Annotated in this window: 17 protein-coding genes; 9 read left to right on the top strand and 8 right to left on the bottom strand. The window is 71.9% G+C overall.

The genetic code is table 11. The annotated features are described in order from the left end of the window. The first annotated feature begins 124 nt into the window (after positions 1-124). Positions 125-199, top strand: coding sequence for a 50S ribosomal protein bL37 (locus FBY41_RS24270; protein WP_369791897.1), 75 nt, complete (start codon positions 125-127; stop codon positions 197-199). A gap of 146 nt (positions 200-345) precedes the next feature. Here the strand turns inward: FBY41_RS24270 and rsrA are convergent, their stop codons facing one another. The 4 genes from rsrA to FBY41_RS11600 form a co-directional block, all read right to left on the bottom strand. Then, positions 346-636, bottom strand: a complete 291-nt coding sequence (gene rsrA / locus FBY41_RS11615) for a mycothiol system anti-sigma-R factor (RefSeq protein ID WP_141844421.1) — start codon at positions 634-636, stop codon at positions 346-348. Next, the gene (locus FBY41_RS11610) at positions 633-1,331 is read right to left on the bottom strand and encodes a sigma-70 family RNA polymerase sigma factor (RefSeq protein WP_141844420.1); all 699 of its coding nucleotides are present in this window, start codon (positions 1,329-1,331) and stop codon (positions 633-635) included. The genes rsrA and FBY41_RS11610 overlap by 4 nt, the downstream gene beginning before the upstream one ends. A gap of 137 nt (positions 1,332-1,468) precedes the next feature. Beyond that, a complete protein-coding gene (locus FBY41_RS11605; protein WP_141844419.1) occupies positions 1,469-2,107 on the bottom strand; it encodes an alpha/beta hydrolase family protein in 639 nt (212 codons plus the stop codon). Then, the gene (locus FBY41_RS11600; RefSeq protein ID WP_141844418.1) at positions 2,104-2,946 is read right to left on the bottom strand and encodes an SOS response-associated peptidase; all 843 of its coding nucleotides are present in this window, start codon (positions 2,944-2,946) and stop codon (positions 2,104-2,106) included. The genes FBY41_RS11605 and FBY41_RS11600 overlap by 4 nt, the downstream gene beginning before the upstream one ends. 218 nt (positions 2,947-3,164) lie before the next feature. Between FBY41_RS11600 and FBY41_RS11595 the strand changes: the two genes are divergently transcribed. Genes FBY41_RS11595 through FBY41_RS11575 form a run of 5 tightly spaced genes read left to right on the top strand, consistent with a single transcriptional unit; the run spans position 3,165 to position 7,460 of the window. Continuing rightward, entirely contained in the window at positions 3,165-3,695 is a 531-nt protein-coding gene (locus FBY41_RS11595) for a DoxX family protein (RefSeq protein ID WP_141844417.1), read from the top strand. Position 3,696: 1 nt separating this feature from the next. After that, positions 3,697-5,064 carry a 3-phosphoshikimate 1-carboxyvinyltransferase gene (aroA, locus tag FBY41_RS11590; RefSeq protein WP_141844416.1) on the top strand — a complete coding sequence of 456 codons (1,368 nt, stop codon included), beginning with the start codon at positions 3,697-3,699 and terminating at the stop codon, positions 5,062-5,064. Continuing rightward, positions 5,061-6,101 (top strand): ribosome small subunit-dependent GTPase A, encoded by a 1,041-nt coding sequence (rsgA, locus tag FBY41_RS11585; RefSeq protein WP_141844415.1) that lies wholly within the window; start codon positions 5,061-5,063, stop codon positions 6,099-6,101. Before aroA ends, rsgA begins: the two co-directional genes overlap by 4 nt. Before the next feature lie 34 nt (positions 6,102-6,135). Then, positions 6,136-6,921 (top strand): histidinol-phosphatase, encoded by a 786-nt coding sequence (hisN, locus tag FBY41_RS11580; protein ID WP_141844414.1) that lies wholly within the window; start codon positions 6,136-6,138, stop codon positions 6,919-6,921. Continuing rightward, positions 6,918-7,460 carry a GNAT family N-acetyltransferase gene (locus FBY41_RS11575; protein ID WP_260439707.1) on the top strand — a complete coding sequence of 181 codons (543 nt, stop codon included), beginning with the start codon at positions 6,918-6,920 and terminating at the stop codon, positions 7,458-7,460. The genes hisN and FBY41_RS11575 overlap by 4 nt, the downstream gene beginning before the upstream one ends. Positions 7,461-7,517: 57 nt before the next feature. On the opposite strand, the gene FBY41_RS11570 is transcribed toward FBY41_RS11575, so the two are convergent. Beyond that, the gene (locus FBY41_RS11570) at positions 7,518-8,915 is read right to left on the bottom strand and encodes a M16 family metallopeptidase (protein ID WP_141844413.1); all 1,398 of its coding nucleotides are present in this window, start codon (positions 8,913-8,915) and stop codon (positions 7,518-7,520) included. Then, positions 8,912-10,213, bottom strand: coding sequence for a M16 family metallopeptidase (locus FBY41_RS11565; protein WP_141844412.1), 1,302 nt, complete (start codon positions 10,211-10,213; stop codon positions 8,912-8,914). Before FBY41_RS11565 ends, FBY41_RS11570 begins: the two co-directional genes overlap by 4 nt. Positions 10,214-10,328: 115 nt before the next feature. Between FBY41_RS11565 and FBY41_RS11560 the strand changes: the two genes are divergently transcribed. Continuing rightward, the gene (locus FBY41_RS11560; protein ID WP_141844411.1) at positions 10,329-12,059 is read left to right on the top strand and encodes an aminotransferase class V-fold PLP-dependent enzyme; all 1,731 of its coding nucleotides are present in this window, start codon (positions 10,329-10,331) and stop codon (positions 12,057-12,059) included. A 59-nt stretch (positions 12,060-12,118) separates the two neighbouring features. Here the strand turns inward: FBY41_RS11560 and FBY41_RS11555 are convergent, their stop codons facing one another. Continuing rightward, positions 12,119-12,307 (bottom strand): hypothetical protein, encoded by a 189-nt coding sequence (locus FBY41_RS11555; protein ID WP_141844410.1) that lies wholly within the window; start codon positions 12,305-12,307, stop codon positions 12,119-12,121. A gap of 81 nt (positions 12,308-12,388) precedes the next feature. Between FBY41_RS11555 and FBY41_RS11550 the strand changes: the two genes are divergently transcribed. Then, positions 12,389-12,871 carry a MarR family winged helix-turn-helix transcriptional regulator gene (locus FBY41_RS11550; RefSeq protein ID WP_141844409.1) on the top strand — a complete coding sequence of 161 codons (483 nt, stop codon included), beginning with the start codon at positions 12,389-12,391 and terminating at the stop codon, positions 12,869-12,871. A gap of 60 nt (positions 12,872-12,931) precedes the next feature. Here FBY41_RS11550 and FBY41_RS11545 read toward each other — a convergent pair whose 3' ends face one another. Further along, positions 12,932-13,210 carry a GlsB/YeaQ/YmgE family stress response membrane protein gene (locus FBY41_RS11545; RefSeq protein ID WP_141844408.1) on the bottom strand — a complete coding sequence of 93 codons (279 nt, stop codon included), beginning with the start codon at positions 13,208-13,210 and terminating at the stop codon, positions 12,932-12,934. Here FBY41_RS11545 and FBY41_RS11540 point away from each other — a divergent pair. Beyond that, on the top strand, positions 13,098-15,740 hold the full coding sequence (locus FBY41_RS11540; protein WP_311769393.1) for a molybdopterin-containing oxidoreductase family protein: 2,643 nt from the start codon (positions 13,098-13,100) through the stop codon (positions 15,738-15,740). The genes FBY41_RS11545 and FBY41_RS11540 overlap by 113 nt on opposite strands. Positions 15,741-15,858 lie beyond the last annotated feature (118 nt).

Genomic DNA, 15,858 nt, shown 5'->3' with positions numbered 1-15,858 from the left:
GCACGCGGCGCTCCAGGGCCTGGATCTATACCAAGATTTTAAGGTTCTCATCGCGATTCGGCGTCAGCGAAAGGGTGTGGGACGATGGGCCTTTGACCGCATCACCCGACGAAAAGAGCCGACGATGAGCAAGCGCGCCCGCAAGCGCCGCTCGCGCAAGGGCAACGCCGCCAACCACGGCCGCAAGCCCAACGCGTGAGCTCCTGACACTCAAAGGCCCGCCTCCGGAAACGGGGCGGGCCTTCGTCGTGTCTGGGTCGTATCGCTCAATCGAAAGAGCAGTTCGTCGCCCTTCCATGGGGCCGCGCAGGGGCGCAGGACGGCGACGAACTGCTCTTTCGATTGTCAGAAGCCGTCGACCTGGATGACGGTCATCGAGATGCGCGACATGATCGTCGTGCGCAGGGCATCGGGAGCCTGCTCGCACTCGCAGGAGCGCTTCACCAGCGCCTTGAGGGTCGTGTCGAGGTCGTACTCCTTGAGGCACGGACCACACTCGTCGAGGTGCGCCTGGATCTTGGCGCACTCGTCCGGCCCGAGCTCTCCGTCGAGGTACTCGTAGACCCGCAGGAGCGCCTCCGAGCAGTCGGTGCCCGACGCGCTGCGCTGCACGCCCTCGCCCGTCTCGTCGATCATGACCGCTGTCCTTCCGTGCCCGTGCCGGTGCCACCTGCCGCGCCGGCCGCCACGAAGCCGCGCTGCGCGGCGTAGTCCGCGAGCAGCTCGCGCAGCTGGCGCCGGCCGCGGTGCAGCCGACTCATCACCGTGCCGATGGGGGTCTCCATGATCTCGGCGATCTCCTTGTAGGAGTAGCCCTCGACGTCGGCGAAGTAGACGGCGAGGCGGAACTCCTCGGGGATCTGCTGAAGCGCCCGCTTGACGTCGCTGTCGGGCAGGTGGTCGAGCGCCTCGGCCTCGGCCGATCGCAGCCCCGCGCTCGTGTGCGACTCCGCGCGCGCCAGCTGGTAGTCCTCGATGTCCGACGAGTCGGCCTCGAGCGGCTGGCGCTGCTTCTTGCGGTAGCTGTTGATGTACGTGTTGGTGAGGATGCGGTACATCCACGCCTTGAGGTTGGTGCCCGGGCGGTACTGGTGGAACGCGGCATACGCCTTGGCGAACGTCTCCTGGACGAGGTCCTCGGCATCGCTCGGGTTGCGCGTCGTGCGCAGGGCGGCGCTGTAGAGCTGGTCGAGCAGCGGCATCGCCTCGCGCTCGAAGCGGGCGCGGCGCTCGACGTCGGTCTCGGTCGCGAGGTCGACGTCGGCATCGGTGGGTGCACTCGCCGGCGCCACCCGCACGGCGGTGGGGTCTGAGGTCTTGTCCTTGGCCATTGCCCCCCAGCCTAGTCCGGCCGGCTGGGAGACTTTCGGCGCCGCTGCACCGAGGGCTGCACCGACGCCCTCGCCTGCAGGGGTGGCGCGCTCGGGGGCGCTCGGGGGACACGTGACCATGTCGGGTGCAACGACCCCTACGCGGGGAGCATTCCCGCCACCTGGCCGAGGGCCTCCACGAGGGCGGCGCGGGAGCCGCGCGGGAAGGAGTGCGCACCGGGGACCTCCAGCAGCGTCGCCCCCGCAGGCAGGTATGCCGCGAGCTCGGCCGGGGTGCCGAAGCTGTCGTTCGTGCCCTGGACGACCCACGAGGGGTCGGGCGCCAGGGCCAGCTCGTCGGCGCGCAGCCTGTCGGGCCGGCCGGGTGGGTGGAGCGGGAAGCTGAGGAGCAGGCCGGCGTCGGCCTCGAGCTCGGCGGCCGTGCGGCAGGCGACGCGCGCCCCCGCGCTCCGGCCCCCCACGACGAGCGGTCGCGGCAGCGGGCCCCGCCCGGTGAGCAGGGCCCGCACGACCGGCACCCAGGCCTCGTCGAGGGTCGCCGGCCGTCCGGCGACCTTGCGTCCGGCGACGAGCCACGGCTGCTCGACCACGACGACGGCCCACCCCCGGTCGACGAGGACCTCGCGGGCGACGGCGAGGTCGAGCGCGCCCAGCCCTCCCCCGGCTCCGTGCCCGAGCACGATGGTGCCCGCGGCACGGGCCGGACGGCATACGTGGGCTCGGGCGGGGCCCTGCGGGGTCGCGACCTCGCGGACCGACTCGCGGGGGGCGCTCACGACCCGATCACCTCGCCGGTCATCGGGTCGATGACCCCCTCGAGCTCGGCGACCGGCGCGGGGTCGAGCAGGTGCGGGCCGTTGTTGCGGGTCGCGCCCACCGCCCGGCCGACCGGGTAGGCCTCGAACCGGCCCGGGCGGGCGAAGTCGAGGACGCCCTGGACGTAGCCGGGGTCCTTCTCGTCGGGGTCGAGCCACTGCTCCCACTGCTCGGGCTCGAGAACGAGCGGCTGGCGGTCGTGGATGCGGTCCATGCCGGGGTCGGCCGCCGTCGTGATGATCGTGAAGGTCGTGAGCCAGGCGTCCGGCTCTCCCTCGGGGACCTCGCGGTCCCGCCAGAACTCGTAGAGCCCCGCGAACGCCACGGGCGCCCCGTCGGCCCGGTGGATGAAGAACGGCTGCTTGCGCGGCTTGCCCTTGGCGTCGACCGCCGTCGGCGACACCTGCCACTCGTACCACCCCTGCGCCGGCACGAGGCAGCGCCGGGCGAGCGCCGCCTTGGCGAAGGCCCCCTTGCCGAGCACCGACTCGGCGCGGGCGTTGACCATGCGCAGGCCCATCGTGACCTCCTTCGACCACGCCGGCACGAGGCCCCAGGTCAGCAGCCGCAGCTGCCGGGAGGGCTCGGCCTCGTCGTCGGGGCCGTCACCGCGTGGCCTGCGGGTCAGCACGACGGGCGCCTGCTTGGAGGGCGCCATGTTCCAGTCGGGCTCGCCCGCCGGTGGGCTCTGCGGGCTCTTGAGGATGCTGCGCGCCGGGTCGCCGGTGTGGTCCTCGTCGACGTCGAAGGCCTCGATGAGCTCGTCGGGCCGCGCGCTCGCGGCATACCTCCCGCACATGCCGCCAGCGTATGCCGCCCGCCGCCGCCCACTTCCCCGCCACGTCGAGTGGCCGCGCAGTCCCATCTGCACCGTCTCGAGTGGCCGCGCAGTCCCACGCTGTCGGGCCGCGGGTGCGCCGGACGCGAGGGGAGGCGACCCCGGATGTCGGGCGCGACGGCCCTGGACCCGGGGTATGTCGATAACGTAGGTCCCCACTGATCCAGGAGGAAGTCCCCATGATCGTCCGCCGTCTCGCCCGTCCCCTGCTCGCCTCAGTCTTCATCGCCGCGGGGATCGACGCGCTGCGCCACCCCGGGCTACGCAGCCGGCAGGCCGCGCAGCTGCTCGACAAGGTGCCGGGCCAAGTGCCGGGAGCCCAGTCGGCCGCGAAGGACCCCGACCTCTTCGTCCGGGTCAACGGCGCCGCCCTGCTCGGGGGCGGCGTGCTGCTCGCCACCGGCCGCATGCCGCGGCTCGCCTCGACGGTGCTCGCCGCGTCGATCATCCCGACGACGGCCATCGACCACGCCTTCTGGGACGAGACCGACCCCACCCTCAAGCAGCAGTCGCGCAGCCTCTTCTTCAAGAACGTCGGGCTCCTCGGCGGCCTGCTCCTCGCGGCTGTCGACACCGAGGGACGCCCCGGGCTCGTGTGGCGGGCCCAGCACGCCGGCAAGGTGACGCGCCGGGAGGCCCGCCACGCCAAGCGTGCCGCCACGCGTGAGGCACGGCTCCTCGCCCATCAGGCCAAGGACGTCGTGAGCTGAGTTGAGTCCGGCCACACCTCCCGCCAGCCACCCCGGCGACGACCAGCCGGGTGACTGGACCGCCCCCGTCGCCTCCGGACCTCTCGACGCCACGGTTTCCCTGCCGGGCAGCAAGTCCCTCACCAACCGCTACCTCGTGCTCGCCGCCCTCGCCTCGGACCGCTCCCGGCTGCGAGCGCCGTTGCGCTCGCGCGACACGCTCCTCATGGCGAAGGCCCTGCGCGGCCTGGGGGTGCGCATCGACGACGTGCCTCCCGAGGGTGAGCCGATGCCCGGCGCCGTCGACGACTGGGTCGTCACCCCGCCGGAGGTGCTCGGCGGTGACACGCGGATCGACTGCGGTCTCGCGGGCACCGTCATGCGCTTCCTGCCCGCGGTGGCGGCGCTCGCCGACGGGCCCGTCGTGCTCGACGGGGACCCCCAGGCCCGGGTGCGGCCCATGGGTCCGGTCATCGACGCCCTGCGCACCCTCGGCGCCGACCTCGACGACGACGGGGCGGGCCACCTCCCCGTCACGGTGCGGGGGCGGGGGCGCGTGCGCGGCGGCTCGGTGACGATGGACGCCTCCGCGTCGTCGCAGTTCATCTCCGCGCTGCTGCTCGCCGGCCCGCGCTACGACCAGGGCGTCACGGTGCACCACGACGGCAAGCCCGTGCCGAGCGAGCCGCACATCCTCATGACCGTCGAGACGCTCCGCGACGCCGGTGCCATCGTCGACGACAGCGAGCCCAACACGTGGCGCGTCGAGCCGTCCGAGATCAACGCCCTCGACGTGTCCGTCGAGCCGGACCTCTCCAACGCCGGCCCCTTCGTCGCCGCCGCGCTCGTCGCCGGCGGCACCGTGCGGGTGCCCGGCTGGCCGCAGCACACGACCCAGGCAGGCGACCTCCTGCGCGAGATCCTCGACTCGATGGGTGCCGACGTGCGCCTCGACCGGTCGGGCCTGACCGTCGTCGGCGGCGACGAGATCGTCGGCATCGACATCGACCTGCACGACGCGGCCGAGCTGACGCCGACGGTGGCGGCCGTCGCGGCACTGGCCTCGACGCCGTCGTGGATCCGCGGCGTGGCGCACATCCGCGGCCACGAGACCGACCGCCTCGCAGCCCTCACCGCCGAGCTGGGCGGCCTGGGTGGCTCCGTCGTCGAGACCGAGGACGGCCTGCGCATCACGCCGGCACCGTTGCACGGCGGGCGGTTCCGCACCTATCACGACCACCGCATGGCGACGGCCGGTGCCGTGCTGGGTCTGCGGGTGCCTGGCGTCCTCGTCGAGGACGTGGCGACCACGGCCAAGACGCTGCCCGACTTCGTGGGGCTGTGGCAGGGCATGCTCGCGGGCTCCCCCGCGGTGGTGCTGCCGCGATGAGCTGGCGGGACCTCGACGAGGGCGACATCCGGGTGCGCCCGAGCCGCAAGGGATCGAGGCCCCGCACCAAGGAGCGGCCGGCTCACGCCGACGCCGTCGTCGCGATGGTCATCGGGGTCGACCGCGGCCGCTACACCTGCCTCATCCCGAAGGGCGCTCTCGGCAAGAAGGAGCCGGAGCGCGTCGTGACGGCGATGAAGGCACGTGAGATCGGCCGCACCCGGGTCGTCGTCGGAGACGACGTGGCGCTCGTCGGCGACCTCGCGGGAGGGCCCGACGCCCTCGCCCGGATCGTGCGCATCGAGGAGCGCCGGTCGGTGCTGCGCCGCACGGCCGACGACACCGACCCGTTCGAGCGCATCATCGTCGCCAACGCCGACCAGCTCGTCATCGTCACCGCCCTCGCCGACCCGGAGCCGCGACCGCGGATGGTCGACCGCTGCCTCGTCGCGGCCTACGACGCCGACCTCGTGCCGCTGCTCGCGCTGACCAAGGCCGACCTCGTCGACCCGGCACCCTTCCTGTCGGCCTACACGCCCCTCGAGGTCGAGCACGTCGTCACCTCGAGGCGCGACGGCGAGATCGTGGGGGTCGAGGACCTCCGCAAGCGTCTCGCCGGCCAGGTGTCGGTGCTCGTCGGGCACTCCGGTGTCGGCAAGAGCACGCTCGTCAACGCCCTCGTGCCCGGGGCCGCGCGGGCCACCGGCGTCGTCAACGACACGACCGGCCGCGGTCGGCACACGTCGACCAACGCGGTGGCGCTGCGCCTGCCCGGTGACGTCGACGGATGGGTCATCGACACCCCCGGCATCAGGTCGTTCGGCCTGGCCCACATCGACGTCGACCACATCATCGACCACTTCCCCGACCTCGCCGCAGGCACCGACAACTGCCCGCGCGGCTGCACGCACGACGAGGAGGAATGCGCCCTCGACGCCTGGGTGGAGGAGGGTCACGCCGGTCCTTCGGGCCGGAGCCGTCTCGAGTCGCTGCGACGGCTGCTCAGCAGCCGTTCGAGCACCGACGACCACTACTGACCTGTGCCGTCGCCCGCGGCGATAGGTTGACCCGGTGACCTCCTACGACGACGACCTGCGTCTGGCCCACGTCCTCGCCGACGCGGTCGAGCGGGTGACGACCGCCCGTTTCCGGGCCGACGACCTCGTGGTCGAGAGCAAGCCGGACCTCACCCCCGTCACCGATGCGGACCGGGCGGCCGAGGAGCTGATCCGCCTGCAGCTCAAGCGAACCCGTCCCCGCGACGTCGTCCAGGGCGAGGAGTTCGACACGACGGGCCACGGCTCCCGGCGCTGGATCGTCGACCCCATCGACGGCACGAAGAACTTCGTGCGCGGGGTGCCGGTGTGGGCGACGCTCATCGGGCTCGTCGTCGACGACGTGCCCGTGCTCGGCCTCGTCGCTGCCCCTGCGCTGCAGCGCCGGTGGTGGGCGGCGCAGGGCTCGGGTGCCTGGTCGGGTCGGTCGCTGTCGTCGGCGAAGCGGATCTCGGTGTCGAAGGTGAGCACCCTCGCGGACGCGTCGATGTCCTACTCCTCCCTCGGCGGCTGGCGCGAGCGCGGTCGTGGCGCGCAGGTGCTCGAGCTCATGGACGACTGCTGGCGCAGCCGCGCCTACGGCGACTTCTGGTCCTACATGCTCGTCGCCGAGGGTGCCGTCGACATCGCCGCAGAGCCCGAACTCGCGGTGCACGACATGGCGGCGCTCGTGACGATCGTGCAGGAGGCGGGCGGCCGCTTCACCGGCCTCGACGGTCGCGACGGGTGCTGGAGCGGCAACGCACTCGCGACGAACGGGCTGCTGCACGACGAGGTCCTCTCGCGGATCGGCATGCCGTGAGCACGACCACGGGAGTGACGGTGCGGGCCGCCGGGCCCGACGACGTGCCGGAGCTCGCCGAGGTGGCCGCCGCGACCTTCGGTCTCGCCTGCCCCCCGAGCATGAGCCGTGAGCGGGTCGACGCGTTCATCGCCGACGTGCTCTCTCCCGCCCGATTCGAGGACTACCTCGCCGACGCGGACCGACGCGTCCTGCTCGCCGAGCAGGACGGCATACCGCTCGGCTATGCGATGCTCGTGCGCGGCGAGCCGCAGGATGCCGACGTGCGTGCCGCGCTCACGCTGCGGCCCACCGTCGAGCTGAGCAAGATCTACGTGCTGCCGGAGGCGCACGGCACCGGCGCGGCGGCCGCCCTCATGGCGGCCTCGCTCGAGTGGGCTGCGTCCGTCGGCGCCGCCGGTGCGTGGCTCGGCGTCAACCAGCAGAACGAGCGGGCCCAGCGCTTCTACGCCAAGAGCGGCTTCGCCCGGGTCGGCACGAAGCGCTTCCTCGTCGGCGGCGCCTACGAGGACGACTTCGTCCTCGAGCGCCCCCTCTGACCCGCCTGCCGCGCCCCGGGATCGCCGTGGTTCGAGGTGATCCCGGAGCGAGCGGGGTCAGGCGTGCTCGTCGCGCACCACGGTCACGTCGCCGAGGCCGAGGGCCGAGATCGCGTCGAGGTGGGCCTCGGCGTCGCCGACGAGCGCGATCGTCCACCCCGCCCCCGGCCGCGGGCCGGCACCGATGCCGGCCCTCTCGGCGAACCTGGCGTATGCCGCATCGACGCGCGCTGCGTCGACGGTGCGCAGGTCACGCAGGTTGCTCGTCACGAACTCCGTCGTGCGCCCGTCGAGCGCCATGCTGACGGCCTCGTCGGCAATGGCGTCGGCCGTGGCGTAGCGGCCCGGTGCCGTCTTGCTGATGAAGTCGACACCGGAGCGGATCTCCTTGTCGGAGAAGCCTTCCGACCCGCTGCCGAGGATCTCGACGAGCAGGTGCAGCGACTCGGGTGTCGAGTCCGACCGCACCGAGCCGGAGGTGAGGAAGAGGCCACCGGCCCGGCGGGGACGAAAGCTCGACCGGATGCCGTAGGTGTAGCCCTTCTCCTCGCGGAGAACGGCGTCGATGCGAGCGGTCGGTGAGCCGCCGAGCACGAACCCGAGCACCGGGTAGGGGGCCCACCCGCCCTCGACCGAGCGGTCCGGACCCGGGGCCCCGACCACGAGCTCGGTCTGCACGGATCCGGGACGGGAGACGAGCACGATGCGGGACCGGTCGGCGGCGAGCGTCGCCGGACGGTCGAGGTGCCGGTCGCGCTCACGTCCACCACTGCTCCAGCCTCCGAGTGCGGAGTCGACGAGCGCCGGCACGTCGAGGCCCGCCAGGTCACCGGCCACCACCATCGTCACCCCCGCGGCGACGACGTGGTCGGCGTGGAACTGCGTCACGTCGTCGCGCGTGATCTGCGCGACCGTGTCGCGCGACCCGCCCGTGGGCCGGGACGACCGGTCCTGCGCCGCGTAGAACGTGCGGACGAACTCCAGTCCGGCGCGGGCCGACGGCACCGCTCGCTCCTGATCGATCTCGGCGAGCCGGGTGCGCACCTGACGCGCGACCTCGGTCTGGGGGAAGGCGGGCTCGGTGAGGATCTGGCGGAGCAGGTCGAGAGCCGGCTCGAGGTTGCCCTTGACGACGTCGAGGTCGAGCGAGAGGCCCGAGTCGGCCATCCCCGCACCGAAGCTGACCCCCTTGCGCTCCAGCAGCCGCGCGAACTCCTCGGCCGACCAGCGCTCCGTGCCCTCGTCGAGCGAGCGCGCCATGATCGTCGCGACGCCCTCACGTTCGCGGGGCTCGTCGCGCAGCGAGATCGGCAGTCCGAGGCGCAGGGACAGGACGTACTGTCCGGGCACGTCGTAGGTGAGCAGCCGCAGGCCGTTGGGAAGGTCGTGGGTCTGCGCCACGGGGAAGTCCCACGGGGCGGGGGGCGCGACGACGGGGCGGGCGACATCGGTCATGCTGCCTCCCCCTCCTCGCCGCGACCGCTGGAGTCGGAGAGGTAGCGCACGACCGCTCGCGATCCGGGGTCGAGCCACGCCGCCGCCGCAGCCCGCGCGTCGTCGGCGCCGACCTGGCGAAGTCGGTCGACGAAGGTGTTGACGTAGTCGGGGTCGCCGGTCAGCAGCGCGTGGTGGCTGATGTGGTCGGCCCGCTCCTCGATGCTCGCGAGGGCGCTCAGCCACGACCGCTCCGTGTCGGCGATGACCGACTCGAGCTCGGCCTCGTCGGGCCCCTCGGCGATGAAGCGCGAGATCTCCTCACAGAGGGCCTGCTCCACCTCGTCGGCGTCGGCGCCGGAGGAGACGTCAACGGTGAAGGCGCCGAGGCCCACGCCGTCGACGAGACCCATCGTCCAGCCACCCACGGCCACCGCGGTCTCGTCGGTGCGCACGAGACGGTGCATGAGCCGGCTGCTCGCGAGCCCACCGAGCACGTCGACGGCGACCTGGCACGCGAGGTAGTCGGGCGTGGTGTCGACGGGGAGCCGGAAGGCCACGTAGAGGCGGTCGTTGGGAACGTCGCCGACCCGGTCCACCCGCACGGGTCCGTCCATCGGGGGAAGCTGGGCGTGCCGCGGCCGGTTCTGGAGCGGGATGGCCGCCAGCGGGCCGAAGTACTTCTCCGCCGCGGCGAAGCCCTCCTCGGGCGTGATGTCACCGACGAGCGTGAGCACGGTGTTGTTGGGTGCGTAGTGGGCGCGGAAGAAGTCGTGCACGTCGTCGAGCGTCGCTGCGTCGAGGTCCTCCATCGAGCCGATCGTCGGGTGGTGGTAGGGGTGGTCCTCCGGGAAGACCGTCGCGTAGATGTCGATGAGGGCCGTGCCGTAGGGCACGTTGTCGTAGCGCTGGCGCTTCTCCTCCTTGACGACGTCGCGCTGGTTGTCGAGGTTCTCCTGCGTCACGGCGTCGAGCAGGTGCCCGTGCCGGTCGGCCTCCAGCCACAGCGCGAGCTCGAGCGCGCCCGTCGGGACGGTCTCGAAGTAGTTGGTGCGGTCGAACCACGTCGTCGCGTTGAGCCGCGCACCCTCGTCCATGAGCGCCGAGAAGTGCTCACCGGACTTCACGTTGCGGCTGCCCTGGAACATCAGGTGCTCGAACAGGTGGGCGAAGCCGGTGCGCCCGGGGCTCTCGTGGCGGGAGCCGACACCGACCCAGAGGTTGACCGCGACGTTGGGTGCCGCGTGGTCCTCCGAGACGATGACGCGCAGCCCGTTGGCGAGCGTGCGCTCGACGAGGGGATAGGAGATCGCAGTCACGCGATCGACCCTATGCGACGCCTCGCGATCCCGTCCCGCGGCAGGACCGAAATGTCATGAGTAACGCAGTGTTATCCAAAATTCGTTTACCATCACGGACGGTATGCTTGATGGCATGACCCCGACGGACCCCTCCTCCGACGACCTCCTCGACCTCATCCGCACCAGCGTCATCGGTGACGACCAGGTCATGCAGGGGCCTTACGGCCCACGCCGTGTGACGTATGCGGACTACACCGCCTCCGGGCGCGCGCTCGGCTTCATCGAGGACTTCATCCGCGACGAGGTGCTTCCCCGCTACGCCAACACGCACACCGAGAGCTCGGGCACGGGCCTGCAGACGACCCGGCTGCGCGAGGACGCCAGGCGCGAGATCCGCGACGCCGTCGGTGGGGACGACGAGACCGTGGTGATCTTCGCCGGCTCCGGGTGCACCGGCGCCATCGACAAGCTCGTCGGCATCCTCGGCCTCCGAGTCCCATCGAACTTCGAGGACCGCTGGCACGCAAGCGATCTCGTGCCTGCCGACCAACGTCCTGTCATCTTCATCGGCCCCTACGAGCACCACTCCAACGAGGTCATGTGGCGCGAGTGCGTGGCCGACGTCGTCGTGATCCCCCAGGACCTCGACGGTCACATCGACTGTGACGTGCTGCGGGATCGACTGCAGGAGTATGCCGCCCGCCCCCTCGTCATCGGATCCTTCTCCGCCGCAAGCAATGTCACCGGCATCGTCACCGACACCGATGCCATCTCGTCGCTGCTGCACGCGCACGGCGCCCTCGCGTTCTGGGACTTCGCCGCCGCCGCGCCGTACGTCGACATCGAGATGTACGGCACGGGTGGTCGTGGCGTCGCAGACCCGACGGCCTACAAGGACGCCGTCTTCCTCAGCCCCCACAAGTTCATCGGCGGGCCCAGCACGCCAGGGGTGCTCGTCGTGCGCCGCGAGCTGCTCGACAACCGCGTGCCCGACGTGCCCGGCGGCGGCACGGTGGCCTTCGTCAACCCCACCGCGCACGACTACCTCACCGACCCTGCCCACCGCGAGGAGGGCGGCACCCCCGCCATCATCGAGGCGATCCGGGCAGGCCTCGTCTTCAAGCTCAAGCAGGCCGTGGGAGTCCCGACGATCCGCGCCCGCGAGGCGGTCTTCCTCCGCCGCGCCGTCGAGGCGTGGCAGCAGGAGCCGACCATCGAGATCCTCGGCAACCTCTCGGCCGAGCGTCTCTCGATCGTGTCCTTCACCGTGCGCTCCGCGGGCGGGCGCCACCTCCACCACAACTTCGTCGTCGCCGTGCTCAACGACCTCTTCGGCATCCAGGCCCGAGGCGGCTGCTCGTGCGCCGGCCCCTACGGCCATGCCCTGCTCGGCATCGACCTCGAGCGCTCGCAGGAGTTCGAGCGCGAGATCGGCCGGGGGTGCGAGGGGATCAAGCCCGGCTGGGTGCGCGTGAACTTCAACTACTTCATCTCCGACACGGTGGCCGACTACGTCATCGAGGCGGTGCGCCTCGTGGCCCGCGAGGGCTGGCGACTCCTCTGCGACTACGACTTCGACGCCCGCAGCGGCCTCTGGCGCCACCATGACGGACCCGTCGAGCCGCCGCTGCGGCTGCGTCAGGTCCGCTTCGAGGGTGGGCGCCTGACCTACCCGAAGCAGCACGACCGCGCGGGTGAGGAGGTGCTCGCCGACCACCTGGCCGAGGGCCGACGGATCCTTGCGGCGGCCACCCCTCCGGCCTGCCCCGACGGACACGTCAACGCCGACTTCGACCACCTGCGGTGGTTCGACCTGCCGGCCACGGCCCTCGTGGCCGCGAGGGGCGCGAGCCCCGCGGTCTGACCGGCCGGCCCGCGACTGCCCGCTCGCTGCGGGCGGCGCCGCGTCACGCTGGCTCGACGTCAGGCTCGCCCGTCCCGGCGCGCCGCCGCGGCAGCGACCTTCCGCTCTCGCTCGCGGCGCAGGCGCGCCTTGGGGTCGTTGTGCTCCTCGAGCTCGGCCGGACCCAGCAGCGTGAGAGCCGCGAGGCGCAGCCGGTAGCCGAGCCGGTAGCCGAGGGAGAGTCCCTCGCCGCGAGAGGATCGGGTCATGTCGCACACCTCAGATGTCGTTCGTGCACAGATTATTAGTGCACATACTATATGGTCGAGGCGAAGGAGGAGACCACTGACATGAGCCAGACGAGCCACACCGACCTCGCCGGACGCTCTCCGGACGACCTGCTGCGCCTCGACCAACAGGTCTGCTTCGCCCTCGCCGTGGCCGCGCGCAACGTCATCGGCCTCTACCGCCCCGTCCTCGAGCCGCTCGGTCTGACCCACCCGCAGTATCTCGTCATGCTCGCCCTGTGGGAGCGGGCTCCGTTGGCCCTCAAGGAGATCGGCGAGCTGCTGAGCCTGGAGCCCGCCACCGTGTCGCCGCTCGTGAAGCGGCTCGAGGCGGCCGGTCTCGTCGTGCGCGAGCGCCACCCGCACGACGACCGCGCGCTGGTGGTCAGCCTCACACCGCGCGGAGCCGCGCTGCGCGACGAGGCACTCCGAGTGCCTCCTCAGATCATCGAGCGCCTCGGCATGGAGGTGGGGCAGCTCGAGGAGCTGCATGCGTCACTGACCCGCGTCATCGCGGCGTCCCGGGCCGCGGCTGACCGCGCCTGAGCGGTGTCGGAGGCGGCACGCATACCGCCCCTCGACGCCGGTCACCAGCTGAGGCGACCCTCAGGGCGTTGTGCGCCGGCCCCGGATCGAGGCCACGGCACCCACCGCGATCATGCCGACGACCAGCTGCAGGCCGTGCCTGATCCAGTCGATGCCGGCCGTCTTCTCGACCCCGAAGAGTCCGGCCAGCCAGTCCCCGACGAGCATGCCGACGATGCCGGCGAGGATGGTCAGCCAGAACGGGATGGCCTGCCTGCCGGGCAGGAACAAACGAGCGAGGACGCCGATGATCGCGCCACCGATGACCATCCACAGGATGTTGCCGATGCTCCAGTCCATGGGTGCTCCTGGTTCTCGTGGGCGAGGACCGTTCTCGCCCCTCACCCATCCTGCCAATCTCCGCTCCACCACCGGTGCCGATTGGGAGAAGCCGACTTCTCGGGAACGGTCCCTACAATGGCTCGGGCAACGACCCAGCTCCTCTCCGCGGGAGGGCGTCATGCCCGGTGCCGGCCCTGAACTCCAGGCCACCTTCTGTCCCATGTGCGTGTCGCGGTGCGGCGCGACGGCCACCGTCCAAGACGGCCGGCTCGTCGGCCTCGGGCCCGACCCGGATCACCCGACGGGACGAGCCGTCTGCATCAAGGGCAAGTCGGCCCCACAGGTGCTCGAGCACCCGGACCGCCTGCTCCGCCCTCTGCGCCGAACGACGCCCAAGGGGTCGGCGAGCGCCGGCTGGGTGCAGATCAGCTGGGACGAGGCGCTGGACACCATCGCCACGCGCCTGCGCACGATCGCGGACGAGAGCGGCGCCGAGGCCGTGGTGTTCGGGTCGGCGTCGCCGTCGACCTCCGCGATCAGCGACTCCGTGGAATGGATCACGCGGCTGCGCCGTGCTTTCGGCAGCCCGAACTACACCAACTCGATGGAGCTGTGCGGCTGGGGCCGCTTCCTCGCGGCGACCTACACCTTCGGCGCACCGGTGCCGGGAGCGTTCATGCCCGACCTCGACAACGCCGGCTGCATCCTCTTCTGGGGCTACAACCCGTCGGTGTCCCGGCTCGTGCACGCCACCGCGACCGTCGAGGCGGTGAACCGCGGTGCCCGCCTCGTCGTCGTCGACCCCCGCCGCACGGGGCTGGCCAGCAGGGCCGACCACTGGCTCCAGGTCAGGCCGGGCACCGACGCCGCCCTCGCCCTCGGCCTGATCCATGTGATGCTCGAGAACGGCTGGTACGACGCGGACTTCGTGCGCCGCTGGACCAATGCGCCGCTCCTCGTCCGGCTCGACTCGCGGCGTCTGCTGCGCGCCGACGAGCTGCGCGACTCCCCCGGGCGCACGGGCTACGTGGCGTGGGACGAGCCGGACGCGCGGCCCGTCACGGTCGACCCGGCCTCACCGGCAGACGGCAGCTCGGTGTCACGACGTGCGGTGTCCGGCACCGTCGAGGTCGCGACCACCGACGGACCGGTCAGCTGCCGCCCCGTCTTCGAGCTCCTGCGACGTCACTGCGACGAGATGACGCCGGAGTCGACCGAGTCCGTCACCGGAGTCGCGGCCCAGACCGTCGTGGACACGGCGCGCACCCTGTGGGAGTCGCGCCCGGTCGCCTACTACAGCTGGAGCGGTCTCGAGCAGCACAGCAACACGACCCAGATGATCCGCGCCGTCAACGTCCTCTACGCCCTCACCGGGTGCCTCGACAGCGTCGGGGGCAACGTCCTCTTCACCCCGGTGCCGACGAACCCCGTCGACGGGGCCGACCTCCTCGGCGACGCACAGCGGGCCCGCACCATCGGGGTGCAGGGTCGCCCTCTCGGACCGGCGCGCTTCGAGTTCGTCACCGTCGAGGACCTCTGCACCGCGGCGCTCGACCACGAGCCCTACCGGGCCCGTGCCCTCGTCAACTTCGGCGCCAACTTCGTCATGGCTCATGGAGACAGCGCGCGGGTGCGAGATGCCTTGTCGTCGCTGGACTTCTTCGTCCACGCCGACCTCTTCGCGACCCCGACGGCCGAGCTCGCCGACATCGTCCTGCCGGTGGCCGGCCCGTTCGAGACCGAGGCCTTGCGAGTGGGCTTCGAGGTCAGCCAGTCGGCGCAGTCCCATGTCCAGCTCCGTCGTCCCGCCGCGCTGCCCCGCGGTGAGGCGCGCTCCGATCTCCAGATCGTCTTCGCCCTCGCCGAGCGCCTCGGCCTCGGTGAGCACTTCTGGCACGGCGACATCGACGCCGGATGGCGCTACCAGCTCGCACCGAGCGGGATCACCCTCGAGGCCCTGCGCGAGCGACCGCGCGGCATCTCCCTCGACCTGCCCACGGTCCACCGCAAGTACGGGGACCGTGGCTTCCGCACGCCGACCGGGCTCGTCGAGCTCTGGTCCCAACCACTGGCCGAGATCGGCGAGCCCGCTCTGCCCAGCTTCACCGAGCCGGCGCTCAGCCCCCGATCGCGGCCCGACCTCGCAGCGGACTACCCCCTGGTGCTGACCTGCGCGAAGTCCCTGCGCTTCTGCGAGTCGCAGCACCGTCAGGTCGCCGAGCTGCGGCGGGCGGCGCCCGACCCCCAGGTCGAGCTCCACCCCGACACCGCGCAGGCGCGCGGCATCGCCACGGGCGACTGGGTGCGCATCAGCACGCCGCACGGAGCCGTGCGGGCCCGCGCGAAGCTCAACTCGAGCATCGGCCCGGACACCGTATGCGCCCAGCACGGCTGGTCGCAGGGATGCGACGAGCTGGGGCTGGCGTCGTCGGACCCCTACGGGCAGGACGGCGTCAACCTCAACCTCGTCCTGCGCCAGACTCCGAGCGACCCTGTCAGCGGCAGCTCGCCGCTGCGCTCGTCGCTGTGCGAGGTCACCCGGCTCTGAGGCCGACCGTCCACCGACAGCACCTGCACCAGCGACCGCGCGGCCGTCCGACCGTCCGACCGCTGTCAGCAGAACCGCCGCACGACGAAGGGCCCCGGATCTCTCCGAGGCCCTGCAT

Origin of the sequence: Humibacillus xanthopallidus (assembly GCF_006716675.1) — a bacterium.
Lineage (GTDB): Bacteria > Actinomycetota > Actinomycetes > Actinomycetales > Dermatophilaceae > Humibacillus > Humibacillus xanthopallidus_B.
The sequence above is the reverse complement of the archived record's forward strand: the minus strand, read 5'-3'. Positions and strand labels throughout refer to the sequence as shown.

Bases quoted from the DNA above. Each gene is read 5' to 3' on its own strand.
- FBY41_RS11555 (WP_141844410.1), bottom strand. From the start codon at position 12,307: ATGACCCGATCCTCTCGCGGCGAGGGACTCTCCCTCGGCTACCGGCTC.
- FBY41_RS11545 (WP_141844408.1), bottom strand. From the start codon at position 13,210: ATGGACTGGAGCATCGGCAACATCCTGTGGATGGTCATCGGTGGCGCG.
- FBY41_RS11595 (WP_141844417.1), top strand. From the start codon at position 3,165: ATGATCGTCCGCCGTCTCGCCCGTCCCCTGCTCGCCTCAGTCTTCATC.
- FBY41_RS11560 (WP_141844411.1), top strand. From the start codon at position 10,329: ATGACCCCGACGGACCCCTCCTCCGACGACCTCCTCGACCTCATCCGC.
- FBY41_RS11570 (WP_141844413.1), bottom strand. From the start codon at position 8,915: ATGACCGATGTCGCCCGCCCCGTCGTCGCGCCCCCCGCCCCGTGGGAC.
- rsgA (WP_141844415.1), top strand. From the start codon at position 5,061: ATGAGCTGGCGGGACCTCGACGAGGGCGACATCCGGGTGCGCCCGAGC.
- FBY41_RS11550 (WP_141844409.1), top strand. From the start codon at position 12,389: ATGAGCCAGACGAGCCACACCGACCTCGCCGGACGCTCTCCGGACGAC.
- FBY41_RS11540 (WP_311769393.1), top strand. From the start codon at position 13,098: ATGGTCAGCCAGAACGGGATGGCCTGCCTGCCGGGCAGGAACAAACGA.
- FBY41_RS11610 (WP_141844420.1), bottom strand. From the start codon at position 1,331: ATGGCCAAGGACAAGACCTCAGACCCCACCGCCGTGCGGGTGGCGCCG.
- rsrA (WP_141844421.1), bottom strand. From the start codon at position 636: ATGATCGACGAGACGGGCGAGGGCGTGCAGCGCAGCGCGTCGGGCACC.
- FBY41_RS11600 (WP_141844418.1), bottom strand. From the start codon at position 2,946: ATGTGCGGGAGGTATGCCGCGAGCGCGCGGCCCGACGAGCTCATCGAG.